Raw genomic sequence first — 26,945 nt, 5'->3', positions numbered from 1 at the left:
AAGCATGAAACTCACTGTGGTCGGCGGAGGCTCGACCTACACCCCCGAACTCATCGACGGCTTCGCACGCCTGCGGGACACCCTGCCGATCGAGGAACTGGTCCTCGTGGACCCGGCGGCCGAACGCCTGGAACTGGTGGGCGGACTGGCCCGCCGGATCTTCGCCAGGCAGGGCCACGACGGCCGCATCGTCACCACCCCGGACCTGGACGCGGGCGTCGAGGGCGCCGACGCGGTGCTGCTCCAGTTGCGCATCGGCGGCCAGGCGGCCAGGCAGCAGGACGAGACCTGGCCGCTGGAGTGCGGCTGCATCGGCCAGGAGACCACCGGCGCCGGCGGCCTCGCGAAGGCGCTGCGCACGGTGCCCGTCGTCCTGGACATCGCCGAGCGGGTCCGCCGCGCCAACCCGAACGCCTGGATCATCGACTTCACCAACCCGGTGGGGATCATGACCCGCGCGCTGCTTCAGGCCGGCCACAAGGCGGTCGGGCTGTGCAACGTGGCGATCGGCTTCCAGCGGAAGTTCGCGGACCTGCTGGGTGTCACGCCCTCCGAGATCCACCTGGACCACCTCGGCCTCAACCACCTCACCTGGGAGACGGCGGTCCGCCTCGGCGGCCCCGAGGGCGAGAACGTCCTGCCCAAGCTGCTCGCGGAGCACGGCGACACCATCGCCGCCGACCTGAAGCTGCCCCCCGCGCTCCTCGACCGCCTCGGCGGCGTCATCCCCTCCTACTACCTGCGCTACTACTACGCGCACGACGAGGTGGTGCGGGAGCTGCGCACCAAGCCGTCCCGGGCGGAGGAAGTCGCCGCCATGGAGCGGCAGTTGCTGGCGATGTACGGCGACCCGGCCCTGGACGAGAAACCGGAGCTGCTCGCCAAGCGGGGCGGCGCCTACTACTCGGAGGCGGCCGTCGACCTGGCCGCGGCACTGCTGGGCAGCGCCGGGAACCCCTACCAGGTGGTCAACACCTACAACGGCGGCACGCTGCCCTTCCTCCCCGACGACGCGGTGATCGAGGTCCAGGCGGCGGTGGGCCCGGCCGGCCCGAGGCCGCTGCCCGTCCCGGACGTCGACCCGCTCTTCGCCGGGCTCGTCGCGAACGTGACGGCGTACGAGGAGCTGGCCCTGGAGGCGGCCCTGCGCGGCGGCCGGGACCGCGTCTTCCGCGCGCTGCTCGCCCACCCCCTCGTCGGCCAGTACGAGTACGCCGACGCCCTGACCGACCGACTGATCGCGCACAACCGGGAGCACCTCGCGTGGGCCTGACCGCAAGTGTCCTCGCCATCGACGCGGGCAACAGCAAGACCGACGTCGTGGTGGTGGCGGCGGACGGCGAGATCCTCGCCACGGCCCGGGCCGGTGGCTTCCGGCCGCCGGTGGTGGGCGTGGAGCAGGCCGTGGACGAGGTGGCCACGGCGGTCGCCGGGGCGTACGGCGCCGCCGGGGTCACCTCGGCCGCCCACGTCTCGGCGTGCCTGGCCAACGCCGACTTCCCCTTCGAGGAGGAGCAGCTGGCCGCCGCGCTGGCCACGCGCGGGTGGGGGGCGGCGGTGGAGGTCCGCAACGACACCTTCGCGATCCTGCGGGCCGGTGTCACCGAGCCGCGCGGGGTCGCCGTCGTGTGCGGCGCCGGCATCAACTGCGTCGGCATGCGCCCCGACGGCCGTACCGCCCGCTTCCCCGCCCTCGGCCGCATCTCCGGTGACTGGGGCGGCGGCTGGGGACTGGCGGAGGAGGCCCTGTGGCACGCGGCACGCGCGGAGGACGGCCGCGGTGAGGACACGGCCCTGGCCCGCGCGCTCCCGGCGTACTTCGGGTACGGCAGCATGCTCGCGCTGATCGAGGCGCTGCACCGGGAGGAGGTCGAGCCCGCCCGGCGGCACGAGTTGACGCCGGTGCTGTTCGCGACGGCGGCCGACGGCGACCCGGTGGCGCGGGCGGTCGTGGACCGGCTGGCGCAGGAGGTGGTGGCCATGGCGGTGGTCGCGCTGACGCGCCTCGATCTGCTGGACGAGGAGACGCCGGTGCTGCTGGGAGGCGGCGTGCTCGCGGGTGGGCATCCGCAACTCGACGACGGGGTGCGGGAGTTGCTGGCAGCGCGGGCACCGAAGGCGGTACCGAGGGTGGTGACGGCCCGGCCGGTGCTGGGCGCCGCGCTGCTGGGGCTGGACGCGGTGGGGGCGGGGGTGGCTGTGCAGGAGAGGGTGCGGGCGTACTTCGAGGGGTGACGGGGGGTGGGGCTCGGCGGGGGTGGGGAGGCTTACCGGCGCTTGCAGGGTGCCTCCCCCAGCGCCCACCCGTGCCGCCCCAAGCAGCACCACTGCCCGCAGGCTGGGTCAGCTGACATGACGCCCGCGGCTGAAGCGCCCCTTTAGGGGCGCGGGGAACTGCGCGACCAGCCCCCCACGCACCCGCGCCCCGGAACGCACCGTCACCACCCCTCCGGAACCGAACCGATGCCCGCGGCGTATTCATGGGCAGGGGTTCCGCTGCGATCCGATCAAGATCCAGTGAAGGCCGGTGCCGAATGTCCGTCGCGGCGGCGATACTGGGCGGCGACCGGATGACCATGGGGGAGGTCAAGTGACACACCCGCCGACGAAGAGCGCGGCACCGCCAGGCGCAGGCACCGCCCTGCCCGCACAGCGGACCCGCCCCGGCGCCCCCACGCCGGCCCGCCGCACCGCGTTCGCCGAGGGCGTCGACCGGCTCCGTTCCGCCGCCACCACCGAACCCGGCCGGCTCCGCGCCATCGGCGCCGTCCTCGCCGTGCTGATCGTCGCCTTCGGCGCCGTCACCGCCTGGCAGATGACCGACCGCGCGGCCGCCGCGGACGACGTGCTGCACCGCAGCCAGCCGCTGAGTTCGGGCGCGGCCGACATCTACCGTTCGCTGGCGGACGCCAACACCACCGCCTCCAGCGGCTTCCTGGCGGGCGGTCAGGAGACGCCCGCCTCCCGCGCGCGGTACGAGAAGGACATCCGGACCGCCGCCGCCAAGCTAGTCACCGCCGCCGCCAACTCCGAGCCCGGCTCGCCCTCCGAGGCGGCCGTCGCGAAGCTGAACACGCTGCTGCCGGAGTACAAGGGTCTGGTGGAGCGGGCCCGGGTGTACAACCGGCAGGGCTACCCGGTCGGCGGCGCGTACCTGCGGTACGCGAACGAGAAGATGCAGCAGGAGATGCTCCCGGCGGCGGAGGACCTCTACACGAAGGAGAACGCGCGCCTCGCCTCCGACTACTCGGACGCGACCCCCTACCCCTGGGCGGCGATCGTCCTCGGCCTCCTCGCGCTCGCCGCTCTCGCCTGGGCCCAGCTGCGCCACTACCGCCGGACCAACCGCCTGCTGAACCACGGCCTGGTCGCGGCCTCGGCGGCCACGTTCGTCACGCTGCTGTGGCTGGTCGTCGGCCACACCCTCGCCCGCTCCGGCCTGGACGGCTCCTACGACCACGGCGTCCGGTCGCTGAACGTGCTGCACGACGCCCGGATCGCCTCCCTGAAGGCGCGCGGGAACGAGAACCTGAGCCTGGTGGCGCGCGGCGCCGAGACGGTCACGGTCGGCGGGCAGACGTACGACGCGTACTACTACGACTTCGACAAGGACATGACCGCGCTCGGCAAGGGCCTCACCGAGGCGGCGGCGCTCGCGGACGACACGGCCGGCAGCAAGCCCGTCGTGTCGGCCGAGGGGAACATGAAGGCGTGGAAGGAGCGGCACGCGGCCGCCCGCGCCGAGGACGAGAACGGCGACTACCAGGCGGCGCTGGACGCGGTGATAGGCGCGAAGGGCGCGACCGCCGAGTGCTTCGACAGCGTCGACACGAACCTGAAGAACGCGCTGGCCCACGAAGAGGCCGAGTTCCAGGAGCAGGCCACCGACGGGCGGGACGCCATGTCCGGGCTGCCGATCGGTGCCGCCATGCTGGGAGTCGCGGCGGCGGCCGGCGCGCTGTTCGGCATCGGGCGCAGGCTTTCGGAGTACCGGTGAGAGGGGGCGTGGCGATGTTCGTGCGGAGGATGCGGGTCTCCCTGCGCGGCTGGGGCGGGGTGGGCGCCATGGCGGTGGGCTGCGTCCTGGCGCTGGCGTTCGTCCTGCTGCTGCCGCTCACCCAGTCCCGCGGTGCGGGCGGGCAGGGCGAGGGGCTCGGCGGCCCGGGGCTGGCCACCGGCACCCCGGCCAAGGCCGACCAGTGCGTGGACTCCCGGGCGCAGGACGAGACCTGGTCGCCGTCGGGCGCGGACGGGTCCACCATCGACGCCATCAAGGCCCGGACCGGCGCCAAGCGGAAGCTGATCGTCGGTGTCGACCAGAACAGCTACCGCTGGGGCTACCGCAACCCGAACACCTCGGACGCGGAGCTGGAGGGCTTCGACATCGACCTGGTGCACCGGATCGCCCAGGACATCCTCGGCGACCCGAACGCGGTGCAGTTCAAGGCGATTCCGACGAGCCAGCGGATACCGGCGATCCAGGACGGCCGCGTCGACATGGTGGTGCGCACGATGACCATCAACTGCGACCGGCTGAACGACGTCGCGTTCTCCGCGCCGTACTTCAAGACCGGGCAGCAGGTCCTCGCCCCCAAGTCGTCGTCGATCACGGGCTACAACGGCACGCTGGCGCACAAGAGGATCTGCACGGCGGCCGGTTCGACGGCGTACACCAAGCTCGCCGCCGACAAGAAGTCCGGGAAGCTGACCGCCTCGGCGGACATCTCCACCACCGTCCCCAACCAACTCGACTGCCTGGTGCGGCTGCAGCTCGGCGAGGTCGACGCGGTGGTCACCGACGGCGCGCTGGCCGCGAGCCAGGCCGCCCAGGACCCGACGGTGGAGCTCAAGGGCGCCGCCTTCACGACCGAGTACTACGGGGTGGCGATGAAGAAGGACGCGAAGGATCTGGTCCGCCGGGTCAACCAGATCCTGGTGGAGTACCGGTCCGACGGCTGGCAGGCGTCGTACGACAAGTGGTTGTCGGCGACACTGGGAGCGGACTCGACGGCGTCGAAACCTTCCGCGCCGCAGTACCTGCGCACCAGCTGACCCGCATCCGCGAGGCCCAGCCCCGACGAGCAAGCGAGAGGTGATCGATGGGCGTCACGGACCCCGCCGGGCCGGTGATGGACCGGGACGAGGTGGACCGTGCGCTGGCGCGGCTCGGCGCGGAGCACGAGGCGATCGAGACCTCACTGCTCGCCCTCCAGGACCACGCGGGCCGCAGGCTCCTCGAAGGCGCCGAGCTGACCGGGACGACCCGGGAGCGGTGGACGGCCGCCGACGCCTCGATCACCCTGCTGTGGGCCTATTTCGACGCCTACACGGACGCGTTGCGCTCCGCCCGGGAGATCAGGGCCCGGCGCCGCTGGTCCAGCCGTGAGGACCTGGTGGAGCTGACCGAGCTGCTGCGCGGCGAGTCCGTGACGGTGGCGGGCAGCGCGACCGCGACGGCGAACGCGCCCACCCTGCTGTCCGCGGCCGGCCGGCTCAGCGAGCGTTTCTCGCTGACCACCCTGGTCGACCGGATGAACGAGCTGTACGCGACCTCGCTGGACATGGTCGTCACCGCCGACGCGGTGTGGTCGGCGCTGCCCGCGCGGATCGACTTACTCGCCGCCGAGCTCCAGCGCACCCGCAAGCTGGCGCACTCCGTCGGCGTGCGCCCCGGCGAGCACCCGGCGGGCGACGACCTGGAGCGGATCACCCGCACGCTGACGAAGCTCCGCGAGGACGTCGTGTCGGACCCGCTGGCGTTCTGGGTCCCGGCGCCGGGGAGTTCGGCGCCCGGCGGCGGCCGGCCCGACACCACGGTGTACGACCGGGAGGCGCAGGCGCTGGAGGAGGTGCGGCGGGAGATCGACGCCGTGCTGACGGTACGGCAGGACGCCGAGGCCCGGCTGATCAGGCTGCGGGACGTGCTGTCCCGCGCGGACCGCACCCTCGCCGAGGCGCGCACGGCACGCGGTGAGGTGCTGGCGAAGATCGCGGCGACCGAGGTACCGGTGGTCAGCGGCCCGCCGACCGCACTGCAGGAGCAGCTGGCGACGGCGGCCGAGTACCGCAGAGGGGCCCAGTGGCATCGCCTGTCGCCGCTGCTGGAGTCCCTGGAGCAGAAGGCGGAGGACGAACTGCTGCGGGCCCGTGAGTCGTTGACGGCGGTCACCGCGCCGCTCGCGGTCCGTGCGGAGCTGCGCGGCCGGCTGGACGCGTACAAGGCGAAGGTGGCCCGGCACGGGCTGGCGGAGGACCCGTTCCTGATCGAGCGGTACGACGCGGCCCGGCGGATGCTGTGGAGTGCGCCCTGCGATCTGAGGGTCGCGGAGCAGGCGGTGCTGCGCTACCAGCGGTCGGTGGCCGAGGCGCTGGGGGCGCCGCGGGTGCCGCAGCAGAGCGGGCCCGAGGACCGGAGGGGGGAGTAGTCGTGAGTCAGGCGGGAGAGAGCTGCCAGCGGCCGGGCTGCGAGGGGTCGTACGAGGACGTCGGCGGCGGTGAGCTGTACTGCGACACCTGCGGGCTGGCGCCGGTCGTCTCGGCGAAGGGGACGCTGGAATCGCCGCCCACCGGGATCACGGCCGGCGGCAAGAGTTCGGCGGGCAGCGGGAGTTCGGGGTCCAGCGGCCGCAGCAGCCGGAGCAGTTCGCGTACGTCGTCGCAGTCCTCGAAGTCGCGGCGCTCGGTCTCCGGGCGGCTGTCGCGGTCTCTGTCGGGTAAGTCGACGGGCCGCTCGGTGTCGGTGCGCAGCTCCGGTTCCTCGGCGAGCACGTCCGGGCGCAGCCGGCTGGGCGCCGGTCTGGTCACGGTGCCGCAGGTGCCGAAGCCGGACCCGCGCGAGATGGTCCTGGAGAACCCCGAGGTGCCGGAGCGCAAGCGGTTCTGCTCGCGGGCGGACTGCGGGGCGCCGGTCGGGCGGGCCCGCGGCGAGCGGCCGGGCCGGACCGAGGGTTTCTGCACCAAGTGCGGCAACCCGTATTCGTTCGTGCCCAAGCTCAAGGGCGGCGACGTGGTGCACGGCCAGTACGAGGTCGTGGGCTGCCTCGCGCACGGCGGCCTGGGCTGGATCTACCTCGCGGTGGACCGGGCCGTCTCCGACCGCTGGGTGGTCCTCAAGGGCCTGCTGGACACGGGCGACCAGGACGCGATGGCCGCGGCGATCTCCGAGCGGCGGTTCCTCGCGGAGATCGAGCACGCCAACATCGTGCGGATCTACAACTTCGTCGAGCACCTGGACCAGCGCACCGGCTCCCTCGACGGCTACATCGTCATGGAGTACGTCGGCGGCAAGTCCCTCAAGGAGATCGCCAACGGCCGCCGTACCCCGGAGGGCCGCCGCGACCCGCTCCCGGTGGAGCAGGCGTGCGCCTACGGCATCGAGGCCCTCGAGGCCCTCGGCCACCTGCACAGCCGCAACCTGCTGTACTGCGACTTCAAGGTCGACAACGCCATCCAGACGGAGGACCAGCTCAAGCTGATCGACATGGGCGCGGTGCGCCGGATGGACGACGAGGAGTCGGCCATCTACGGCACGGTCGGCTACCAGGCCCCGGAGGTCGCCGAGGTCGGCCCGTCCGTCGCCTCCGACCTGTACACGGTCGGCCGGACCCTCGCGGTCCTCACCTTCGACTTCCAGGGCTACACGACCGTGTTCGTGGACTCGCTGCCCGACCCGGACAACATCGAGGTGTTCCGGCAGTACGAGTCGTTCTACCGGCTGCTGGTCCGGGCCACCGACCCCGACCCGGCGCGCCGGTTCGCCTCCGCGCAGGAGATGGCGGAGCAACTGACCGGTGTGCTGCGGGAGGTCGTCTCGGTGCAGACCGGCACCGCACGGCCCGCGCTGTCGACGCTGTTCGGGCCCGAGGTGAAGGTCACGGACACCGAGCTCTTCCCGAAGCTGGACGGGGACGTGTCCCGGCTGGGCGCGCGGGCGGTGGCCTCCCGGACGCTCGCGCTGGAGCCGTCGGGTCCGGCCGCGGCCCCGGCCGACCCTGCCCTGGTCAGGCCCATCGACACCCCGGCCGCCGCGCTCGCGCTGCCGGTGCCGCTGGTCGACCAGAGCGACCCGAACGCCGGTTTCCTGGCCGGCCTGTCGACCTCGCTGGTGGGCGAGGTCAGCCTGCTGAGCGCGCTGGCCGCGGCGCCGGCGCAGACGGTCGAGACCGAGCTGCGGCAGGTCCGCGCGCGGCTGGAGAACGGCGACTTCGAGGCCGCCCTGGTGAGCCTCGGCCGGCTCGAGGACGAGCGGCCCGACGACTGGCGGGTGGTCTGGTGCCGGGGCGTGGCCGGCCTGGTCACCGGCGACTTCGAGGGCGCGGCGCTCGCCTTCGACGCGATCTACGACGCCTTCCCCGGCGAGAGCGCGCCGAAGCTGGCGCTCGGCCTGTGCGCGGAGGTGCTCGGCCAGCTGGACAACGCGGCCGAGTACTACCGGCTGGTGTGGGCGACCGACCCGGGCTTCGTCAGCGCCGCGTTCGGCCTGGGCCGGGTGCAGCTGGCGGCCGGCGACCGGCAGGGTGCCGTACGGACGCTGGAGTCGGTGCCGGAGGCCTCGATCCACTACACGGCGGCCCGGGTGGCGGCCGTACGGGCGCGGCTGCGGCACCGGACCGCGACCGTCGGCGACACGCCGTTCCTGGACGACCTGACGGCCGCCGCCGGGCAGATCGAGGCGCTGGACGCGTACGGTCTGGATCCGGCCCGGCGCGAACAGTTGTCGGCGGAAGTCCTCGGCTGCGCGCTGGACTGGATACTCTCCGGGGGCCAGGACTCCCAGCCCACTGTCGGCGGCCGGGTGCTGCTGGGCAGCGGTCTGGACGAGCGGGGCCTCCGCTTCGGCCTGGAACGCTCGTACCGCACGCTGGCCAGACTGGCGACCGGCGGTGAGGAGAGGATCGACCTGGTGGAACGGGCCAACCGTTACCGCCCCCGGACGTGGGTGTAGTTGATGTCGCAGATGCCCCAGCAGGCCGCACCGGCGAAGTGCCCGAGCTGCGCGGAGCCGCTCGAATCGGGTGACCTGTTCTGCGGCGCGTGCGGGTACGACCTGTCGGCCGTGCCCGCCGCGCCGCTGGACCACCCGACCCTCACCATGGGCGCCGCCGGTGTGGGATCCTCGGGCGTGGACTGGCCCCCGCCCGAGCCGGAGAGCTCCGGTACGCCCCCTGCACCACATCTGCCGACCGACCTGCCCGGCACCGATTCGGGCGGCAAGCCGCTGCCGGTGTCGGCGCCCTCGCACGGCTCGCCGGCCTCCCCGCCGCCGCACGCCTCGCCCCCGCACGGTTCGCCGGTGTCGCCGGCCTCCGGGGTGCGGTTCGACCGGCCGCCGGAGCCGGACGAGTACCCGCTGCAGGCGCCGGACCCGCGGGTGGCCGCGTCCGCCGCCGAAACGGCCGAGTCCGCCGAGTCCGCCGGGACAGCCGACACCACCGAGCTGCCGAAGGTCTGCGTGGCCTGCCGCGCGGGCCGGGTCGACGACGACGGCTACTGCGAGAACTGCGGGCACGCCCAGCCGGGCGAGCGCGACCACATGGAGCAGGAGGCGGGCCCGGTGGCCGCCGTCAGCGACCGCGGGCTGCGCCACCATCGCAACGAGGACGCGTTCGCCGTCGGCCACACCGCGCTGCCCGACGGCACCCCGGCCGCACTGGCGGTCGTCTGCGACGGGGTCTCCTCGGCGACCCGTCCCGACGAGGCCTCGATGGCCGCCTCCCGGGCCGCCGTCGAGGCGCTGCTGGCCGCGCTGCCGCAGGGCACCCATCCGCAGGCCGCGCTGCACGACGCGATCGTCGCGGCCTCCCAGGCCGTCAACGCCCTCGCGGAGGAGCCCCCGTCCGCCCGTGAGCACACCCCGCACCAGAACGCTCCGGCGTGCACGATCGTCGCCTCGATCGTGGCCTCGGACCTGCTGGTGGTCGGCTGGGTCGGCGACAGCCGTGTCTACTGGGTGCCGGTGGACCGGAGCGCCCCGGCGGCCCGGCTCACCGAGGACGACTCCTGGGCCGCGCAGATGGTCGCCGCGGGCCTGATGAGCGAGGCGGAGGCGTACGCCGACGAGCGCGCCCACGCGATCACCGGCTGGCTCGGCGCGGACGCCTACGAGCTGGAGCCGCACACCGCTTCCTTCAAACCGGACCGGCCCGGCGTGGTGGTGGTCTGCACCGACGGCCTGTGGAACTACGCGGAGACGGCCGAGGAGATGGCCGAGGTCGTCCCCGCGGACGCGGACGTTCGGCCGCTGCACGCGGCCCGGGTGCTCGTCGGCCACGCCCTGGACGGCGGGGGCCACGACAACGTAACAGTGGCGCTGCTCCCGTTCCCGGAACCGCCGCAGGGGGCAGGATCCGCCTGAGGCCACCGCAAAACGGCCGCAAACGGGAGACAGACGCACGGGGAAAGAGGCGTACGGCGCACGACGTACGGGGAAGCACCGGCGGACCGGAGGGGACCGGTCCGCACACCGTCAGCACCCACCACGCGTGGGGTGGAGGGGGACCAGAGCAGTCATGGCCAATTTCTCGAAATCGAGCGTGCCGCAGTTCTCGGTGGACGTGTACCAGAACGAGTACCTGCCGGAGGGCGGCCGCGAGGTCAACGCGATCGTCACGGTGACGGCGACCGGCGGCGGCACCGTCGGGACCGCGGTCGGGGCGTCGTACGCCCCCGGGCAGGGGCCCGCCGCCGGGGTCGCGATCATGGTCGACTGCTCGGGGTCGATGGACTACCCGCCCACCAAGATGCGCAACGCCCGGGACGCCACCGCGGCCGCGATCGACACCCTGCGCGACGGCACCCATTTCGCGGTGATCGGCGGCACGCACGTGGCCAAGGAGGTCTATCCGGGCGGCGGACGGCTCGCGGTGGCCGACCGCTCCACCCGGGACCAGGCCAAGCAGGCGCTGCGCCGGCTCAGCGCGGGCGGCGGCACGGCGATCGGCACCTGGCTGCGGCTGGCGGACCGGCTCCTGTCCTCCGCGGACGTCACCATCCGGCACGGCATCCTGCTCACCGACGGCCGCAACGAGCACGAGTCGCCGGAGGACCTCAAGGCCGCCCTGGACTCCTGTGCCGGGCGGTTCACCTGTGACGCGCGCGGTGTCGGCACCGACTGGGAAGTGAAAGAAGTCACAGGGATCGCCTCCGCGCTCCTCGGCACCGCCGACATAGTCGCCGACCCCACGGGCCTGGCCGCCGACTTCACGCAGATGATGGAGACGGCGATGGGCAAGGAGGTCGCGGACGTCGCGCTGCGGCTGTGGACCCCGGTCGGCACCACCATCAGATTCGTCAAGCAAGTGGCGCCCACCGTCGAGGAGTTGACCGGCCGCCGCACCGAGGCCGGGCCGCGGGCCGGGGACTACCCCACCGGCTCCTGGGGCGACGAGTCCCGTGACTACCACGTCTGCGTGGAGGTCCCCACGGCCGGCCTCGGCCAGGAAATGCTCGCCGCGCGCGTGTCGTTGGTCGTCCCGCAGCCTGGGGGCACCTCCCGCTCGAGCGCAGCCGAGAGTGGGGGAGGGAGTGTCCAGAACCTGGGTGCACAGGGCCTGATCAGGGCGGTGTGGACGGACGACATGGCCGCCTCGACCTCCCTCAACCCCCAAGTCGCCCACTACACCGGCCAGGCCGAACTGGCACAAGCCATCCAACAGGGTCTGGACCTCCGCAAAGCGGGCGATATGGACGGGGCAACGGCCAAACTGGGTCGGGCCGTTCAGTTGGCAAGCGCTTCCGGGAACGCGGATACTGCGAAACTGCTTGCGAAGGTGGTGGACGTGGTCGATGCCACGACAGGTACTGTGCGACTGAAGGCGAAGGTCGAGGAGGCCGACGAGATGACTCTCGAGACACGGTCCACAAAGACTGTTCGTGTAAAGAAGTGACCTGACAGTCCACACGCAGGACCACCCAGACAGGTTCAGGACGATCCTGACAGAGAGGGAAGCCCGCCATGCCGACCTGCCCGAACGGACACCAGTCGGGTTCCGACGACTGGTGCGAGGTGTGCGGTCACCGCATGGCCGGTGCCGTACCCCCGCCGCCCCCGCCTCCGCCGACCGCCGGCGGCTACGGCTTCCCGCCGCCCGCGCCCGGCGCCCCGGCCGGCGGCCCGATGGGCAGTGGCCCGACGGCCGGGGGTCCGGCGGGCGGCGGCCGCCATCTGTCCGCCGTGCCGAACTCGCCCGAGCCGGAGCTGTGCCCGCAGTGCCGTACGCCCCGTGAGGGCGGTGCGCCGTTCTGCGAGGAGTGCCGCTGGAACTTCCTGACCAACACGGCCACCTCGTACACCCCGGCCGCCCCGCGCCCGCCCGCGGGCGGCGGCCCGGCCTCGCCGACCTTCCGGCCGCCGGCCCCGCCGTCGTTCGGCGGCGGCGACTCGTACGAGTACCAGGGCTCGCGCCCCTCGCAGGTGAACCGTCCGGCCGAGCCGATCCCGTCCTTCGGCAGCGAGCCCTCGGGCCCGACGCCGTTCGCGGGCGAGCGCGGCGGCCAGTCCGCCTTCGGCGCCGACCGCGGCCCCTCGGCACCGCCGTCGGGTCCGTCGGGTCCTCCGGCGTTCGGCGGCGGCGACCGCGGACAGTCCGGCCCGCCCGCGTTCGGCGGCGGCGACCGCGGACAGTCCGGCCCGTCGGGCTACGGTGGCGGCGACCGCGGACAGTCCGGTCCCCCGGCGTTCGGCGGCGACCGCGGACAGTCCGGCCCGCCCGCCTTCGGCGGCGGCGACCGCGGACAGTCCGCTCCCCCGCCCTACGGCGGCGAGCGCGGTCCCTCTTCTCCGCCCTCGCCGTTCGGCGGCGCCCCGGGCCAGAACGCGGCCGGCCCGTCCGCCTTCGGTGCCCCTCCCGGCGCCGGCCAGGCCTCCGGGCCCTACACCCGCGACCCTTCCGGCGGCCCCGCCGCCGGTCCCTTCGGCGGTCCCTTCGGCGGCTCGGACCCGTCCCGGCCGCCCGTCCCGCCGCCGCCCGGCGGCCCCGGTGCGACCACCGGCGGCGCTCCCGGCGCCTTCCAGCAGTCGGCCCCGCCCGCGCCGCGCGGTTTCCCGCAGGAGACCAGGCAGCCGGCCGGCAACCCGTCCTTCGGCGGCGGTGACGACGACTGGGTGATCTCCCCGCCCGGACCGGCCGGAGGCCCGGCGGGCCCCGGCGCGCCCGGCCGCCCGGGCGGCTACGGCTACCCGCAGCCCGGCGCCACCCAGGCCCCGCCCGGCCCCGCCTTCCCGCAGGCCCCGCAGGCTCCGGCGGCCTGGACGGCGACGATCGGTCCGGACCGCGAGTACTTCATGGCGATGATGCAGCGCTCGGGCCCGGAGGCGGCCGGCCTCAACCTGCCCGCGTACTCCCCCGAGCAGCAGCGCACGCTCACCGGTAACCAGGTCACCATCGGCCGCCGCCGGCACTCGACCGGCGACACCCCCGACATCGACCTGTCGGTGCCGCCGGAGGACCCGGGCGTCTCGCACCAGCACGCGGTCCTGGTCCAGCAGCCGGACGGCAGCTGGGCGGTCGTCGACCAGAACTCGACGAACGGCACCACGGTGAACGGCGGCGAGGAACCGATCCAGCCGTTCGTGCCGGTACCGCTGCAGGACGGGGACCGGGTGCACGTGGGCGCCTGGACGACGATCACTGTCCGGCGGGGCTGAGGCTTAGCGCGTACGCACCGCTCAGGCCGGGAGTGGCCACACCAACGGCCCCTCCCGGTCGTCCAGCCACACCCACTCCCTGTCCTTCTCGACGCTCACCCCGTACCGCTCACGCCCGGGCCGCCCCTCCCCCGCCCACACCTCGTACGCCTCCCGCGGACCGAGCACCCCCTGGGTCAGCTCGACCAGGAACTGGAACAGCTCGTCCTCAAGGGCCTGGGACGGCACCCCGGCCGTATCTCCCACCCCCACCCTCGGCACGCCCCGCAACGGCACGAAGAACGCCGCCGACGGCAGGAACCTCCCCTCGGCGCGCCCCCCGCCCAGAACGGTCAGCGCCAGCAGCCCCGTCGCCACCGGCGTCAGGATCCGCGCCCCTTCCCCGCACTGCGCGATCCACGCCCGCGGCACGCTCGGCAGCGCACACGTCGCGATGATCCGGTCGTAGGGCGCCCGTTCCGGCACGCCTCGCGCCCCGTCCCCCGTGACCACGGCCGGCCGGTACCCCGCCGCGGCCAGGTGCCGCCGTGCGGACTCGGTGATCTCCGGCTCCACGTCGACGGTGGTGACCAGGTCGTCGTCGCCCAGCCGATGCGCCAGCAGCGCCGCGTTGTAGCCGGTCCCGGCGCCGATCTCGAGGACCCGGTCGCCGTCCGCGACCCCCAGCGCGACCAGCATCCGCGCCATCAGCGAGGGCTGACTGCTGGAGGAGAGCAGCTCGCCGTCGCGCAGCCGGGTGGCCAGCGGTGCGTCCTCGTAGGCGCCGCGCACCCACCGTTCCCGGGCCGCCGGATCCGGGCTCTCGCCCCACCGGCGCTCGTAGCCGCGCGGTCCCGCGACGTAGTAGTACGGCACGAACAGATGCCGGGGCACCGCGGTGAACGCCTCCCGCCACACCGGCTCCGCCGCCCAGACGCCCTCGGCGTCGATCTCCCGCACCAGCGCGGCCCGCGCCACGGCGGCGAGCCCCTCGGTCCCGCTGTCGTAGGCGCCCATGTCCCCACCCTAGGCGCGTGCCCCGCCCTGCCCGGTGTCCTCCCGGGGTCCTAAGCCTTGAGTCCTGGGCCACCCCGTCTGAGACCATGTACGGGTGAGAGAGATTCGGCGCGGCACGCTGCAGGAGAAGACCTTCTACGAGCAGGTCGGCGGGGAGGAGACCTTCCGTCGGCTCGTCCACCGTTTCTACGAGGGCGTCGCCGAGGACCCGGTCCTGCGGGCGATGTACCCGGAGGAGGACCTGGGGCCGGCCGAGGAGCGGCTCACCCTGTTCCTCATCCAGTACTGGGGCGGTCCCACGACGTACAGCGACAACCGCGGCCACCCCCGGCTGCGGATGCGGCACGCGCCGTTCACCGTGGACCGGGCGGCGCACGACGCCTGGCTGCGGCACATGCAGGTGGCCGTGGACGAGCTGGGCCTCTCCGAGGAGCACCGCGAACAGCTCTGGAACTACCTCACCTACGCGGCCGCCTCGATGATCAACACCCCCGACTGACCGCCGCCGCGGTCAGCGGACGCTGACGTCCAGCGCCCCGAGTCCCGCCCGGCGTACGGCGATCGACCCGAACGGGGTCCGCAGCCGCAGCCACGCCCCCGCGGAGAGCAGCACGGCCTCGTCGTCCGGCCGCAGGAAACCCAGCGACTGCGCCGCGTGGACGGCCCGCACCGGCAGCCGGGTGCCGCCGACCGTCCGGGACCAGATCTCCCGTCCGATCCGGTCGAGTTCGGCCCGGGTACGGGCGTCCGGGGCCAGCTCCTCGGTACGGGACCGGAACTCACCGACCGCGGCGGTGACCGTGGCGCGCAGCGCCCGCGGCGCGGGCAGCCCCGGCTCGGCCCGCCAGCCGCCCCGGGGCGGCAACACGCCGGCCCACGGCGGCCCGGTCACCGCCTTCGGCACGGCCGCCGTGGCGGCCCGCTCGTCCACCGACTCCAGCAGCTCCCCCGCCGACACGGTGACGTCGAGGGTGACGTCCAGGCCGTCCTCGTACGGTTTGGCGAGCCGCACCGCGCGGATCGCCAGCACCTCGAAGGAGGGCGGCCGCCCGAAGACGGCGAGCGCGGTACCGGCCGCCTGGAGCCGCACCGCGGCCGAGCGGTCGTAGCGGAGCAGCCGGGAGAGGAAGGCCGCGAGGTCCGCCGCCTCCCCCTCGTCGGCGAGGTGGAGCACCGTCATGCCGCGACGGCCTCCTCCTTGTCGTCGCGGTACTCCTCCAGGAAGTCCCGCTCCTCGGCGGTGATCCGGCGCGGCCGTCCGGCGTCGAAGTCGAACGGCACGACGACCGTCGAGGCCCGTACGTAGACCAGGTCGTCGTCCTTCACCTCGTAGGTGATGGTGAAGGACGCGGCCCTGATCTCGGTGATCCACAGCTCGATGTCGACCGGGTGGTGCCGGTGGACGAGCTGCCGCTTGTAGTCGATCTCGTGGCGCGCCACCACCGACCCCTGCTTGAACTCCTTGTCCGGGCGGAACAGGAAGTCGATCCGGGCCTCCTCCAGGTAGCGGATGAAGACCGCGTTGTTGACATGGCCGTACGCGTCCATGTCGGACCAGCGCAGGGGGCAGCGGTAGAGATGGCGCAAGTTCGATCAGCCCCGGGTCAGCTTCTTGTAGGTGGCACGGTGCGGACGCGCGGCGTCCGGACCCAGCCGCTCGATCTTGTTCTTCTCGTACGACTCGAAGTTGCCCTCGAACCAGAACCACTTGGAGTCGCCCTCGTAGGCCAGGATGTGGGTCGCGACCCGGTCGAGGAACCAGCGGTCGTGGGAGACGACGACGGCACAGCCGGGGAACTCGAGCAGCGCGTTCTCCAGGCTGGAGAGCGTCTCCACGTCGAGGTCGTTGGTCGGCTCGTCGAGGAGCAGCAGGTTGCCGCCCTGCTTGAGGGTGAGTGCGAGGTTGAGACGGTTGCGCTCACCGCCGGAGAGGACACCGGTCGGCTTCTGCTGGTCCGGTCCCTTGAACCCGAAGGCGGAGACGTAGGCCCGCGACGGCATCTCCACCTGCCCGACGTTGATGTAGTCGAGCCCGTCGGACACGACCTCCCACAGCGTCTTCTTCGGGTCGAGGTTGGCGCGGCCCTGGTCGACGTACGAGATCTTGACGGTCTCGCCGACCTTGATGTTGCCGGAGTCCGGCGTCTCCAGGCCCTGGATCATCTTGAAGAGGGTGGTCTTGCCGGCGCCGTTCGGGCCGATGACGCCGACGATGCCGTTGCGCGGCAGCGTGAACGACAGCCCGTCGACGAGGACCTTCTCCCCGAAGGCCTTGTTCAGCTTGTCGACCTCAACGACGATGCTGCCCAGCCGCGGGCCCGGCGGGATCTGGATCTCCTCGAAGTCCAGCTTCCGCATCTTGTCGGCCTCGGCGGCCATCTCCTCGTACCGCGCGAGACGGGCCTTGGACTTGGCCTGGCGCCCCTTGGCGTTCGACCGTACCCACTCCAGCTCTTCCTTGAGCCGCTTCTGCCGCTTGGCGTCCTTCTGGCCCTCGACCTTGAGACGGGTGGCCTTGGTCTCCAGGTACGTGGAGTAGTTGCCCTCGTACGGGTAGGCGCGCCCGCGGTCGAGCTCCAGGATCCACTCGGCGACGTTGTCCAGGAAGTACCGGTCGTGGGTGATGGCCACCACGGTGCCGGCGTACTTGGCGAGGTGCTGCTCCAGCCAGTTCACCGACTCGGCGTCGAGGTGGTTGGTGGGCTCGTCGAGGAGCAGCAGGTCGGGCGCTTCGAGCAGCAGCTTGCACAGCGCCACGCGTCGCTTCTCACCACCGGAGAGGGTGGTGACGGGCCAGTCGCCGGGGGGGCACCCGAGCGCGTCCATGGCCTGCTCCAGCTGGGCGTCGAGGTCCCAGGCGTTGGCGTGGTCCAGCTCCTCCTGCAGCTTGCCCATCTCGTCGAGCAGCGCGTCGGAGTAGTCGGTCGCCATGAGCTCGGCGATCTCGTTGAACCGGTCGAGCTTGCCCTTGATCCCGGCGACACCCTCCTGGACGTTCTCCAGGACGGTCTTCTCCTCGTTGAGCTCGGGCTCCTGCAGGAGGATGCCGACGCTGTACCCGGGCGAGATGAAGGCGTCGCCGTTGGACGGCTGCTCGATCCCCGCCATGATCTTCAGCACGGTCGACTTACCGGCACCGTTCGGACCGACGACGCCGATCTTGGCCCCCGGCAGGAAGTTCAGGGTGACATCATCGAGAATCACCTTGTCGCCGTGCGCCTTGCGCGTCTTGCGCATGGTGTAAATGAACTCAGCCAAGAGAAACCGTCCGGCAGCTTGAAATCTGGCAGTGGGCAGATACACCCCATCTTGCCTGACGTCCAGCCTCGGGTGTTAACCCGTTTGGTTCGGGGGCTGTGACCTGGGGTTTCGCCGCTGGCCACACTGACCCACCTGTCACTGTCGGTCGCTGTCGCGTGCCCTCGGGGAGCCTCGGGCGGCCCAGGGACGGCCCGGGAAGCAGAGTCCTCCCACCGCTCCGGAGCTACCGTGCCGCTGTGACAAGCGCAGCGGACCGCCCCATCCTCTTCCTCGACGTCGACGGTCCGCTGATCCCGTTCGGTTCGTCGGGTGGGCCGCTGCGAGCCGCTGTTTCCGGCCCCTCAGCGTCTCTCGATCAGGGGAACCCGCTGCTCGATCGGCTTGATCCCGAAATCGGACCGCGCCTCCTGGCCCTGGGCTGCCATCTCGTGTGGGCCACAACATGGATGGAGGATGCGAACGAGGCGGTCGCGCCGCGCCTCGGGCTGCCGAAGCTCCGCGTGGTGGAGTGGCCGGACTACGGCGCCGACGACGGGCCCCGTGGCCTGCACTGGAAGACCCGTCCTCTGGTCGAGTGGGCCGACGGCCGGCCGTTCATCTGGGTCGACGACGAGATCAGCGCCATGGACCGTGTCTGGGTCTCTGCGCAACACCCCGGGGCGTCGCTGCTTCACCGTGTCGACCCGGCCAGAGGACTCGTGGACGCCGACTTCTCCGCGCTCGCCGCTTGGCTCGACGCTGAGGGCGCCGACTAACGGTTGCCTCACGAAGCTTGCCGTGGATTGGGGTCGGTCGCATCGGTTGCCCAGCCGGACATCAACTTGGGTAGCTAGGGTCTCCCACCGGCGATTCCTGCGACGACCAGCGGCGGAACTGCTAGCGGGCCAGACCGGTCGGGAGAGCGTTCCTCGCCACAGCACAGTTGCGGCTAACAGCAGGCTGACCCCAACCAGGATGAGGTTGATTCCGAGACGAAGCCGACGGAACTTGATCATGACAGTCCGGGAGAGGAACCAGACCCGCTCGCCTCGCAGATCCGCGCGCATGTGGTCGCGTAGCGAATCGGGTTCCAGAGTCGCCCAACGAGACCAGCCTTCGGCCGTCACAGTGTCGATGTGGACTGGTCGGACAGTGATGAGCAGAACCACAATGGCGATCACGAGGCACACCGCGCCGGCCGCACCGACAGCCAGCACCGTCGCCCCCTGGTGTTCGGAGCTCTTGTTGCCGCGAAACCAAGGCCTACGCCTGTCATCGCCGGCACGATGCTTGCTTCGGCATCAGCCCGTGCGAGTTCGCTGGTGAGCGTCCTGAGCGCGAGGATCCTCGCCCGCAGACCGCTTCGTCCCGAAGCAACTTGGGTGGGGGCGCTGCCTTGGGCTGGTGTGGCTCTCCCTGCGCTGACGGTTCGCAGGCGTCCGGGCTTTGTTCGCCGCTGTTCGCCTGCGTTGTCACGCAGTCAGACACTCACCCAGGCTGCCTGCGCCGAGGTCGGAGGCTGTTTGAGGCACCTTGACCGACTGGGAAAACAGCTTCGTCGTGAAAGCCTGGTCTGGGCATGATTACCACCGTGCGTGAGGACTCGGACCATCGCAGGCATGGGCGGTACAGGCTGACGGAGACGGAGCGCGGCGACGTCTGGGGCGTGTGCGCCGCAGTGGACGGACTCTTCGGAGAGCCCCGACGCGGGACGTATGAACTGTTCGGCTGGGTGCCGGAAGGTGCCCGGGTCGGGGGCTGGCTCGGCAGCCGGGTGTGGCTGGTGCCGGACGATGATGCACTTGAGCCCTGGTTGCTGGAGGACGCGGAGGCCCCAGGACAGCTCTTGGGGACCGGCAGTCTTGTGCTCACCGGCCTGGACGACTACGAAGGTCCGCCTGAGGGACACACAGGTCGTGTCCGAGTGCACGACGGGTATCGGTGGCTGGGCTCCTGCCGGGAATTCACCCGCGTCCTGCCGGCCGAGCAAGCCGCGCCCACGATCGTCCTGCGGGGACTTGCCCAGGGTGATCAGCTGCGAGCCGCATTGACGAAGGGCACCCGGTGGGCACTGGACCTGGAGGAGGCCGCCCTGGAGATACAGGACGCCCAGGGCGAGCCGCTCACCGATCGGCTGCTGTGGACCAGAGTCCGCTCCTGGCGCCCATCCTCCTACGGGACAGATCTGATCGACCTGGAACTTGACGGGCAGCTCTTCACCCCCGTTCCCGAGTTCGCCCGGCCCATCTGGGAGCGGTGGCTCGTCGGGCCGCCGGACACCCTGAGTACCTGGGCGGGCCTCGACACCCGGCGCCGCGGGGCCTGGCTCGATCTCGTCCGCGAGCGGGCATGCCGGCGCCCTCACCACGACCGGCCGGCTGGTCATGCCTACGAACTCGACGGCCGGCACATCACCGACGAACCGGGCCTCTATCTGGCGCTTGGAGAGGCGGTGAACGGGCCGGGGGGGCTACTTCGGCGGCTGTCTGGCCGCCCTCGACGACTGCCTGCGCGGCACCTTCGGTTACACCGCCCCCGCAACCCTGCTCTGGCGGAACGCCGGGACCGCACGCACGTACCTGTCCCGGACCCTGACCCCAGACGGCCAGCCCTACGACCTGCTCGCCGAGGTCCTCGGTGTCCTGGCCGAGGGCGGCATGCACGTCACCCTGGCGTGATCCCCGCCCGAACATCCACCCAGTCCTGATGGCGTCCCCGGCAGGATTCGAACTGCGACCCCCGCTTCAGGAGTTCGATCCCGCGCTTGCGTGGCTGCGTTGATGTCAGCGGAACAGCTGCCTCCGTCTACCGCACGTCTACGTAGTCCCCGGCGGTCTTGACCGTCGCCGTCGTGCTGGTGCCGGAGAAGTAGTAGCGCCAGTAGCCGTCGCTGGCAGCTGTTGTGGTGGTCTTCAGGTTGCCGGTGCTGTTGGTGTACACGGTCTTGACCGTCGTGTAGGTGCCTGTTCCCGCTTTGCGGAACTGCAGCTTGACCGACTGATTGGTGTAGGCACGGTAGTCGTGGGTTTCCCAGTCGGCGCGGGTCAGTTTGCCGGTGACGGTGATGGTCTTGCCCTTGGCGACCGGCTCCGGTGAAGCGTTGACGCTGAGCTTCGAGTAGCGCTGGATGTTCGTGTACTTGTAGGTATCTAGGGAGATGCCGCCGTTGCCCTTGTCGTAGGCGTCGACGCCGACCCTCCACTGCCCGGCCCAAGAGTTCTTCTGCAGGTCGCGGGGGCTGAGGGTGAAGGGGACAGTGCAGGTCTTCGTCGTGGCGTCGACGGCTGTGCACGTGGGACGGCCGAACGGCACCGTCATGTCCGTGTCTTCTTCCTTGGGGCCGCCGTGCCACACGAACACGCGGGCCGTTTCGATGCCGTCTGGATCGGTGGCGGTCACCGCAGCCGAGAAGGTGACCTTGTTGGAGATGCCGACCACGATGGGCTTGCCGCCGTTGACCGTGACGCTGGTGATCGTTGTGTCGCCGCCCCATGACTCGTCGGCCTGAGCCGTTGGAGTGCTTGCGACGGCGAGTGCCAGGGCGCCGGACAGAGCGGCACCTATGGCGATTGAGCGCATGTGGTCCCCAGGAACATCAGGCCTGCGGTCGAGCCCCCGCCGCAGGCACCACGATAGATAGCGGGAGCGTACTGCGTTCACGCCAACTTGGCTGATTGTCCACCTGGACGTCAGTCATCACACCCAGTGCGAACAACATCGCGGAGCACTGGACGACCCACACGACGCCCCGGGGCACACCGCGGACCGCGAACTCACAAGGGCCAGGCATCCAGGGAGGCAGGTCCCGATACACGATCACGCCTCCCACGACTACTTCTTCTCGCCCAGGGTCTTGTCGGCGATCTTGGCGAGCTGGGTTTTTGCTGGTCAGGGGCGGTGGTCTCGTGTGGCGAGTGGTCGTCGTTGGTCGTCCTTGGCTACTGTCGAGCGGCCTCGGACGGCCCAGGGCGGCCCAGCCAAACGGCGCGACGGCCCGTTCGGCGGCCTACGCGCCGATGGGCAACTCTCGGGCTCGATGGCGTGCTTGGGCCCGTAGCTCCTTCAGACGACTGTGAAACGCGTTGTGGCGGTTCTGGTCGAGGGGCGCCTGAGGGAGATTAGCAACGCCTTGAACGGCGAGAAGTGACACCCGCATCGGGCATCCGACTGAAGTTCTGAGCTTGGGAAGCTTGGGCTCATGAGCCGCGGTTGCTGTACTGACCGCGGCGCAATGGCGTCGGAGTTCTGGTCCCACCCAGGGCAAGTTCCCGCTGTTCGCCCTGGTTCCCGGAAGGATCTGGGAACGCGAATGGCACTGTCCCACCGCCACCCCATCTTGCCGTACGGCCAGCCCTGTGCGGAAACTCGTTGGAGCGCGGGGCTCTGACCTGGGGATTCGCTGGCGGCGGTTGTGCGTAGGGCCGGGCGGGCCGTGACCGGTGGTGTGCGGAGGACGGGTGGGGGAGATGATGCGACGCTGGAGTGAGGGGTTTGCGGGTGGCGGTCCGTGGGCGGCTCGTTCGGGCCGCCGGGAGCGGGACCGCGTGACCGATCCGGAAGGCAGGTGCGTCCCATGCGCACGTCGACCCGTATCGCCGGTGCCCTCACCGGCCTGACTCTCGCTCTCGGTGGTGCGGTCCTCGCCGCTCCCGCGGCCCGGGCGGACATCCCCGCCTGCACGCGGATGGCCGAGCTGGCCGGTGCCACCGCCTCCGACGCCGTCACGGCGGCCTGCAGCCGTGGTGTGTCCGGAGACCTGCAGAGTTGTGTGACCGGCCTGACCGGGGCCGGCGTGGCGGGCGGCGCCGCGACCGGGGCCTGCCGGGCGGCGGCCCACGAACCGCGTTAGCCCGCAGCGTCCACGAGGAGGAAGCCATGCGCATGCGAAGGATCCTGGGCCTCGCCCTGGCCGCGGCAACCCTGGTCGGCGTGAGTGCTGTCGGTGCCGGGGCCGCCTCGTCCCCGAACATCTCCCCGAACATCTCCAGGGACGACTGCACGGCCGCCGGCGGGCAGATCGTCGCACGCCCCTACGCCGGCTACGTCTGCACGCTGCCCGACGGGACCACGCAGGCGATCACCTGACCGGTCGGCGCGCGGCTGAGCACCCCGGTGCGGTGGGTACGCAGTGACGGCACCCGGTCCACCGTCGTGAACAGCGTGCTCGTCGCCGACACCCGGCAGGTCCTGAACAGGCACGGAAGAACGAGCGGTCCCGCCAAGGAGCCGACCGGCACGGTGCGCCCGCCGGTCGGCTCCGCCGTGCTCCTCGACGGCCCCGGGGACGACTCCGCCGTTCGGCCCATCAAGAGCACCGGCTGCCACGCCGGAAAGGACGAGCAAGCGGAGTCGCCCCACCCTCGCGTCCCGGTACGCCTCCGTGCCCCAGGCCGCACGGACGTGTACTCCGGCAGTCTCGGCGTCCGCCGGAACCTCGGCCACCTCGCTGCGCTCGTGCGGGAACGCCCCGCGGCGCGTGGCCGCGGGGCGCCCGTGGGGGTCATGTGGGGTTCAGTCGACCTGCTGCCCGTCGTGCGTGCCGCCCTTGCAGACGTTGGCCGTCAGATCGGGCGTTCCGCCGCCCTGCCTGCACTCGGAGGGGGTGACGTAGGACCGGGCGCCCTGTGCGGCGGTGGCGGTTGCGGCGCCTGTGAGGCCGAGTCCGGCGAGGGCTGCCGTCGCGATGACGGCGGCGAGGATTCGTCGAATGCGCATGTGGTTCCCCTTTCACGGATTGCCTCGTCTGGGGCACTAGACAGTTTGATCTTCACCCATGCGGGTGGCACACGATGTTGCGCCATTCGGGTGACAGCCGGCCCGGGACCGCCGTGGCACAGCCGGACCGTAGATTGTGCCCATGAGCGAGGACGCATCGCCGGACCGGTTAGACCGGTCGGCCACGAGACGGAGGCATGCCGCGCCGAAGCAGGCCAGGGGCGGTGGCCTGCTGCGTTCGTCGGCGTTGATGGCGGCGGGAACGGTGGTCTCGCGCGCCACCGGGTTGATACGGCAGGTGCTGCAGGCCGCCGCACTGGGCACCGGGCTGCTGGCCACCACCTACAACCAGGCCAACACGGTGCCGACCAGCCTGTACTTCCTGCTGATCGGTGGCGCGCTGAACTCCGTCCTGGTCCCGCAGCTGGTACGGGCCCGCGCGGAGGACCCCGACGGCGGCGCCGCCTTCGAACAGCGCCTGGTCACCCTGGTGCTGTGCGTCCTCGGCGCGGGGACCGCGCTGGCCACCTGGGCCGCCCCTGAGATCATCGGCGTCTACCAGCAGGACACGCCCGCCACGCACGGCGCGTTCGAGCTGACCGTGATCTTCGCCCGTTTCCTGCTCCCGCAGATCTTCTTCTACGGCGTGTTCAGCATCTTCGGTCAGGTCCTCAACGCCCGGGACCGGTTCGGGGCGATGATGTGGACCCCGGTCCTCAACAATCTCGTCCTGATCACCATGTTCGGCCTGTACCTCGGTCTGATGACCGCCCCCGAACAGGTCTCGGACATCACCGGTGCGCAGGTCAGGCTGCTCGGGACCGGGACCACGCTCGCCCTGGCCCTCCAGGCGCTCGCCCTGGTCCCCTACGCCCTGGCGGCCGGTTTCCGCTTCCGCCCGCGCTTCGACTGGCGTGGCACCGGCCTGCGCCGGAGCGTGAACGCGGCCCGGTGGACTTTGCTGTTCGTGCTGGCCAACCTCGTGGCGAGCACGGTCGTCACCCGCCTGGCCTCCTCCGCGGACGCCGCGCTGCCGCACGACGGCGTCGGCTACACCGCCTACAGCTACGCCCAGCAGATCTGGATGCTGCCCCAGTCGATCGTCACCGTCTCCCTCGTGACGGCCCTGCTGCCGCGCATGAGCCGGGCCGTGGCCGAACGCCGTGTCGACGATCTGCGCACGGACCTGTCCCGCGCCCTGCGGACGAGCGGCGTTGTCGTCGTCCCGGCCGCCTTCTTCTTCCTCGTCTTCGGACCGCAGATCGCGCAGCTGCTGTTCGCCCACGGTGCGGCGGACGCCGCGGCCACCCGTCCCCTCGGCCACATGCTGCAGGCCTTCGGTCTGGGGCTGGTCCCGTTCTCCGCCCAGTACCTCCTGCTGCGCGGCTTCTACGCCTTCGAGGACACCCGCACGCCGTTCCGGATGGCGGTGTGGATCAGCGGCATCGACATGGCTCTCGCGGTGGCCTGTCACCTCCTGCTGTCCCCGCGCTGGGCGGTCACCGGGATGGCCGCCGCCTATGCCATGGCCTACGCGATCGGCCTGCTGCTGACGGCCGTGCGGCTGCGGCGGCGCGTCGACGGTCTGCTGGACGGCCGGCGCATCTGCCGCACCTACGCCCGGCTGACGGCCGCCGCCACCGCCGCCGGGGCCGTGGGGTGGCTCATCGCCCGAGCCTGCGGTCGGGATCTGGCACCGGCCTCCTGGACACCGGCGCTCTCGCTGGCCGCGGGCGGCGTCACGATGGTCCTGCTGTTCGTTCTCATGGCGCGGCTCCTGCGGGTCGGGGACCTGCGGCTCCGTTGACGTACCGGCGGCCGTCTCCCCGGCGACGGCCGCTCGTCCGGGGCCACGGTTGCCTACGACATGACAGCATTCGCGAGGGCGCGCAAGCTGGGAGGGACGAAAGGTCCCTCATGGTGCCAAGCATGCGTGCGCTCGTGGCCGGCGAGGTCGGCGAGCCGGACGATGTGCTGCGGCTGGAGACCCGGCCCGTTCCCAGGCCGGAGGCGGGCCAGGCGTTGCTCCGTGTGACGGCGACTCCGGTGCACGCCAGCGATCTGCACGTGCTGCGTGGCCGCTACGGTTTCTCCCCCGAGTTCCCCGCGGTCGGCGGGTACATGGAGTGCGTGGGCCGTATCGAGGCCCTCGGTCCGGGCACCGAGGGGCTGCGGATCGGCGAGCGCGTGGTGAACGCCGCGATCCCGGCGGTACCCGGGCCGCAGGTCGACGGGACCTGGCAGGAATACGTCGTCGCCGACGCGCAGCGGCTGCTGCCGGTCCCCGACCGGCTGAGCGACTCCGACGCCTGCCAACTCGCCGTCAACCCGCTGACCGCGCTGCTCCTGGTGACGCGCGAACTCGACGTGCAGCCGGGTGAGTGGCTGGTGCAGACGGCGGCGGGCTCCACCGTCGGCCGGCTAGTCGTGCAGCTGGCCCGGCATCTGCGGATTCGCACGATCAACGTGGTGCGGCGGCGCGATGCCGTCGCGGAGATCAGGGCGCTGGGCGGCGACGAGGTCGTCTGCACCGAGGACGAGGACCTGGTGCGGCGGGTGGCCGACATCGCCGGACCGGCCGGCGTGCGCAAGGCCGTCGACTGTGTCGCCGGGCAGCTGGGTGCCCAGGTGTCGCAGGCACTGGCGCCGGGCGGAGAGGTCGTGGTCTACGGCGCGCTCTCCACCCACCGGCAGACCGACCCGGCGGCGCTGACGATCCCGGTGTCGGCGCGCTCGGTCATCTACGAGACCAAGGTGGTCCGCGGGTTCTGGCTGAACCGCTGGTTCGGTGCCGCCTCACCCGCGGACGTCCTGGACGCGCTGTGCGAGGTGCGCAGCCTGGTCGTCGGTGGCGTGCTGGCCATCCCCGAGGGCCGGCCGTTCCCCCTCGAACGCTTCGCCGAGGCCGTCTCGTCCGCCGAAGCGCCCGCGCACGGCGCCAAACCGCTTCTCGTCCTCGAGGACGGCCGGCCCGGACGGGCTGCCTAGCGAGACTGCAGGGCCTTGTGCAGGAGGAGGGCGGTGACGGCGACCGCTCCCGCGGCTCCGGCCGAGCGGAAGGCCCGGGTGGAGCGCCAGGACAGGGTGGACCAGCGGGAGTTGGCCGAGAGGACGGAGCCGGTGCTCAGCCAGGAGCCGGCCGAGACGAGGGACAGGGCCGAGGCGATCGAGCCCGCCGAGAGGGCACTGCCGATCGAGCCGACGGACAGGGCCGAGCCGACCGACCCGATGGAGAGCACGGAGCCCACCGAGCCGATCGACAGCACCGAGTCGTGGGACCACAGGGACAGGATGGAGTCGGAGGACGACGACCTGCCGGGTGCGGGTGAGTTGGTCATGACGTCATGGT

General features: G+C 71.9%; 22 protein-coding genes and 2 pseudogenes. 16 read left to right on the top strand and 8 right to left on the bottom strand.

Annotation, left to right across the window (positions count from 1 at the left end):
* Nucleotides 1–4 precede the first annotated feature (4 nt).
* The 9 genes from JF597_RS10940 (at nucleotide 5) to JF597_RS10900 (ending at nucleotide 13,645) form a co-directional block, all read left to right on the top strand.
* Nucleotides 5–1,273 carry a 6-phospho-beta-glucosidase gene (locus JF597_RS10940; RefSeq protein WP_293992344.1) on the top strand — a complete coding sequence of 423 codons (1,269 nt, stop codon included), beginning with the start codon at nucleotides 5–7 and terminating at the stop codon, nucleotides 1,271–1,273.
* A complete protein-coding gene (locus tag JF597_RS10935) occupies nucleotides 1,264–2,235 on the top strand; it encodes a BadF/BadG/BcrA/BcrD ATPase family protein (RefSeq protein ID WP_293992341.1) in 972 nt (323 codons plus the stop codon). Before JF597_RS10940 ends, JF597_RS10935 begins: the two co-directional genes overlap by 10 nt.
* Before the next feature lie 406 nt (nucleotides 2,236–2,641).
* Nucleotides 2,642–3,997 (top strand): hypothetical protein, encoded by a 1,356-nt coding sequence (locus JF597_RS10930; RefSeq protein WP_293992555.1) that lies wholly within the window; start codon nucleotides 2,642–2,644, stop codon nucleotides 3,995–3,997.
* A gap of 14 nt (nucleotides 3,998–4,011) precedes the next feature.
* The gene (locus tag JF597_RS10925) at nucleotides 4,012–5,052 is read left to right on the top strand and encodes a glutamate ABC transporter substrate-binding protein (protein WP_293992339.1); all 1,041 of its coding nucleotides are present in this window, start codon (nucleotides 4,012–4,014) and stop codon (nucleotides 5,050–5,052) included.
* Between the two features lie 47 nt (nucleotides 5,053–5,099).
* Entirely contained in the window at nucleotides 5,100–6,425 is a 1,326-nt protein-coding gene (locus JF597_RS10920) for a hypothetical protein (RefSeq protein ID WP_293992336.1), read from the top strand.
* Between the two features lie 2 nt (nucleotides 6,426–6,427).
* On the top strand, nucleotides 6,428–8,944 hold the full coding sequence (locus JF597_RS10915; protein WP_293992334.1) for a serine/threonine-protein kinase: 2,517 nt from the start codon (nucleotides 6,428–6,430) through the stop codon (nucleotides 8,942–8,944).
* A 3-nt stretch (nucleotides 8,945–8,947) separates the two neighbouring features.
* Nucleotides 8,948–10,354, top strand: coding sequence for a PP2C family serine/threonine-protein phosphatase (locus JF597_RS10910; protein ID WP_293992332.1), 1,407 nt, complete (start codon nucleotides 8,948–8,950; stop codon nucleotides 10,352–10,354).
* A 154-nt stretch (nucleotides 10,355–10,508) separates the two neighbouring features.
* Nucleotides 10,509–11,885 carry a VWA domain-containing protein gene (locus JF597_RS10905; protein WP_293992331.1) on the top strand — a complete coding sequence of 459 codons (1,377 nt, stop codon included), beginning with the start codon at nucleotides 10,509–10,511 and terminating at the stop codon, nucleotides 11,883–11,885.
* A 68-nt stretch (nucleotides 11,886–11,953) separates the two neighbouring features.
* A complete protein-coding gene (locus JF597_RS10900; protein WP_293992330.1) occupies nucleotides 11,954–13,645 on the top strand; it encodes an FHA domain-containing protein in 1,692 nt (563 codons plus the stop codon).
* A gap of 21 nt (nucleotides 13,646–13,666) precedes the next feature.
* Here JF597_RS10900 and JF597_RS10895 read toward each other — a convergent pair whose 3' ends face one another.
* The gene (locus JF597_RS10895) at nucleotides 13,667–14,641 is read right to left on the bottom strand and encodes a methyltransferase domain-containing protein (RefSeq protein WP_293992328.1); all 975 of its coding nucleotides are present in this window, start codon (nucleotides 14,639–14,641) and stop codon (nucleotides 13,667–13,669) included.
* A gap of 94 nt (nucleotides 14,642–14,735) precedes the next feature.
* On the opposite strand from JF597_RS10895, the gene JF597_RS10890 reads away from it, so the two are divergent.
* On the top strand, nucleotides 14,736–15,140 hold the full coding sequence (locus tag JF597_RS10890) for a globin (protein ID WP_293992327.1): 405 nt from the start codon (nucleotides 14,736–14,738) through the stop codon (nucleotides 15,138–15,140).
* A 12-nt stretch (nucleotides 15,141–15,152) separates the two neighbouring features.
* Here the strand turns inward: JF597_RS10890 and JF597_RS10885 are convergent, their stop codons facing one another.
* From JF597_RS10885 to ettA, 3 genes are read right to left on the bottom strand one after another with little or no spacing between them, the layout of a single operon-like run.
* The gene (locus JF597_RS10885) at nucleotides 15,153–15,821 is read right to left on the bottom strand and encodes a hypothetical protein (protein WP_293992325.1); all 669 of its coding nucleotides are present in this window, start codon (nucleotides 15,819–15,821) and stop codon (nucleotides 15,153–15,155) included.
* The gene (locus JF597_RS10880) at nucleotides 15,818–16,228 is read right to left on the bottom strand and encodes a thioesterase family protein (RefSeq protein WP_293992323.1); all 411 of its coding nucleotides are present in this window, start codon (nucleotides 16,226–16,228) and stop codon (nucleotides 15,818–15,820) included. Before JF597_RS10880 ends, JF597_RS10885 begins: the two co-directional genes overlap by 4 nt.
* 6 nt (nucleotides 16,229–16,234) lie before the next feature.
* Entirely contained in the window at nucleotides 16,235–17,899 is a 1,665-nt protein-coding gene (ettA, locus tag JF597_RS10875; RefSeq protein ID WP_293992320.1) for an energy-dependent translational throttle protein EttA, read from the bottom strand.
* A 239-nt stretch (nucleotides 17,900–18,138) separates the two neighbouring features.
* On the opposite strand from ettA, the gene JF597_RS10870 reads away from it, so the two are divergent.
* The gene (locus JF597_RS10870; protein ID WP_293992318.1) at nucleotides 18,139–18,657 is read left to right on the top strand and encodes an HAD domain-containing protein; all 519 of its coding nucleotides are present in this window, start codon (nucleotides 18,139–18,141) and stop codon (nucleotides 18,655–18,657) included.
* A 201-nt stretch (nucleotides 18,658–18,858) separates the two neighbouring features.
* Here JF597_RS10870 and JF597_RS55510 read toward each other — a convergent pair.
* Nucleotides 18,859–19,098, bottom strand: a pseudogene (locus JF597_RS55510) (Pycsar system effector family protein); the annotation flags it as partial.
* A 362-nt stretch (nucleotides 19,099–19,460) separates the two neighbouring features.
* Here JF597_RS55510 and JF597_RS10865 point away from each other — a divergent pair.
* Nucleotides 19,461–20,559 (top strand): annotated as a pseudogene (locus JF597_RS10865) (barstar family protein).
* A 127-nt stretch (nucleotides 20,560–20,686) separates the two neighbouring features.
* Here JF597_RS10865 and JF597_RS10860 read toward each other — a convergent pair.
* Nucleotides 20,687–21,460, bottom strand: coding sequence for a DUF5707 domain-containing protein (locus JF597_RS10860; protein ID WP_293992315.1), 774 nt, complete (start codon nucleotides 21,458–21,460; stop codon nucleotides 20,687–20,689).
* 994 nt (nucleotides 21,461–22,454) lie between these two features.
* Between JF597_RS10860 and JF597_RS10855 the strand changes: the two genes are divergently transcribed.
* Together JF597_RS10855 and JF597_RS10850 are read left to right on the top strand one after the other, a co-directional pair.
* Nucleotides 22,455–22,730, top strand: coding sequence for a hypothetical protein (locus JF597_RS10855; protein ID WP_293992313.1), 276 nt, complete (start codon nucleotides 22,455–22,457; stop codon nucleotides 22,728–22,730).
* A 26-nt stretch (nucleotides 22,731–22,756) separates the two neighbouring features.
* On the top strand, nucleotides 22,757–22,966 hold the full coding sequence (locus JF597_RS10850) for a hypothetical protein (protein ID WP_293992310.1): 210 nt from the start codon (nucleotides 22,757–22,759) through the stop codon (nucleotides 22,964–22,966).
* A 426-nt stretch (nucleotides 22,967–23,392) separates the two neighbouring features.
* On the opposite strand, the gene JF597_RS10845 is transcribed toward JF597_RS10850, so the two are convergent.
* Nucleotides 23,393–23,596, bottom strand: coding sequence for a hypothetical protein (locus tag JF597_RS10845; protein WP_293992307.1), 204 nt, complete (start codon nucleotides 23,594–23,596; stop codon nucleotides 23,393–23,395).
* Between the two features lie 142 nt (nucleotides 23,597–23,738).
* Between JF597_RS10845 and murJ the strand changes: the two genes are divergently transcribed.
* Entirely contained in the window at nucleotides 23,739–25,403 is a 1,665-nt protein-coding gene (gene murJ, locus JF597_RS10840; RefSeq protein WP_293992305.1) for a murein biosynthesis integral membrane protein MurJ, read from the top strand.
* 122 nt (nucleotides 25,404–25,525) lie between these two features.
* Nucleotides 25,526–26,584, top strand: coding sequence for a zinc-dependent alcohol dehydrogenase family protein (locus JF597_RS10835; protein ID WP_293992303.1), 1,059 nt, complete (start codon nucleotides 25,526–25,528; stop codon nucleotides 26,582–26,584).
* Here the strand turns inward: JF597_RS10835 and JF597_RS10830 are convergent.
* Nucleotides 26,581–26,934, bottom strand: a complete 354-nt coding sequence (locus JF597_RS10830; protein ID WP_293992301.1) for a hypothetical protein — start codon at nucleotides 26,932–26,934, stop codon at nucleotides 26,581–26,583. The genes JF597_RS10835 and JF597_RS10830 overlap by 4 nt on opposite strands.
* Nucleotides 26,935–26,945: the final 11 nt, after the last annotated feature.

Source organism: Streptomyces sp., from assembly GCF_019510245.1.
In the GTDB taxonomy this organism is placed as follows: domain Bacteria; phylum Actinomycetota; class Actinomycetes; order Streptomycetales; family Streptomycetaceae; genus Streptomyces.
The sequence above is the reverse complement of the archived record's forward strand: the minus strand, read 5'-3'. Positions and strand labels throughout refer to the sequence as shown.

Bases quoted from the DNA above. Each gene is read 5' to 3' on its own strand.
- JF597_RS10940 (WP_293992344.1), top strand. From the start codon at position 5: ATGAAACTCACTGTGGTCGGCGGAGGCTCGACCTACACCCCCGAACTC.
- JF597_RS10925 (WP_293992339.1), top strand. From the start codon at position 4,012: ATGTTCGTGCGGAGGATGCGGGTCTCCCTGCGCGGCTGGGGCGGGGTG.
- JF597_RS10920 (WP_293992336.1), top strand. From the start codon at position 5,100: ATGGGCGTCACGGACCCCGCCGGGCCGGTGATGGACCGGGACGAGGTG.
- JF597_RS10910 (WP_293992332.1), top strand. From the start codon at position 8,948: ATGTCGCAGATGCCCCAGCAGGCCGCACCGGCGAAGTGCCCGAGCTGC.
- JF597_RS10905 (WP_293992331.1), top strand. From the start codon at position 10,509: ATGGCCAATTTCTCGAAATCGAGCGTGCCGCAGTTCTCGGTGGACGTG.
- JF597_RS10900 (WP_293992330.1), top strand. From the start codon at position 11,954: ATGCCGACCTGCCCGAACGGACACCAGTCGGGTTCCGACGACTGGTGC.
- JF597_RS10895 (WP_293992328.1), bottom strand. From the start codon at position 14,641: ATGGGCGCCTACGACAGCGGGACCGAGGGGCTCGCCGCCGTGGCGCGG.
- JF597_RS10885 (WP_293992325.1), bottom strand. From the start codon at position 15,821: ATGACGGTGCTCCACCTCGCCGACGAGGGGGAGGCGGCGGACCTCGCG.
- JF597_RS10860 (WP_293992315.1), bottom strand. From the start codon at position 21,460: ATGCGCTCAATCGCCATAGGTGCCGCTCTGTCCGGCGCCCTGGCACTC.
- JF597_RS10855 (WP_293992313.1), top strand. From the start codon at position 22,455: ATGCGCACGTCGACCCGTATCGCCGGTGCCCTCACCGGCCTGACTCTC.
- JF597_RS10850 (WP_293992310.1), top strand. From the start codon at position 22,757: ATGCGCATGCGAAGGATCCTGGGCCTCGCCCTGGCCGCGGCAACCCTG.
- JF597_RS10845 (WP_293992307.1), bottom strand. From the start codon at position 23,596: ATGCGCATTCGACGAATCCTCGCCGCCGTCATCGCGACGGCAGCCCTC.
- murJ (WP_293992305.1), top strand. From the start codon at position 23,739: ATGAGCGAGGACGCATCGCCGGACCGGTTAGACCGGTCGGCCACGAGA.
- JF597_RS10835 (WP_293992303.1), top strand. From the start codon at position 25,526: ATGCGTGCGCTCGTGGCCGGCGAGGTCGGCGAGCCGGACGATGTGCTG.
- JF597_RS10830 (WP_293992301.1), bottom strand. From the start codon at position 26,934: ATGACCAACTCACCCGCACCCGGCAGGTCGTCGTCCTCCGACTCCATC.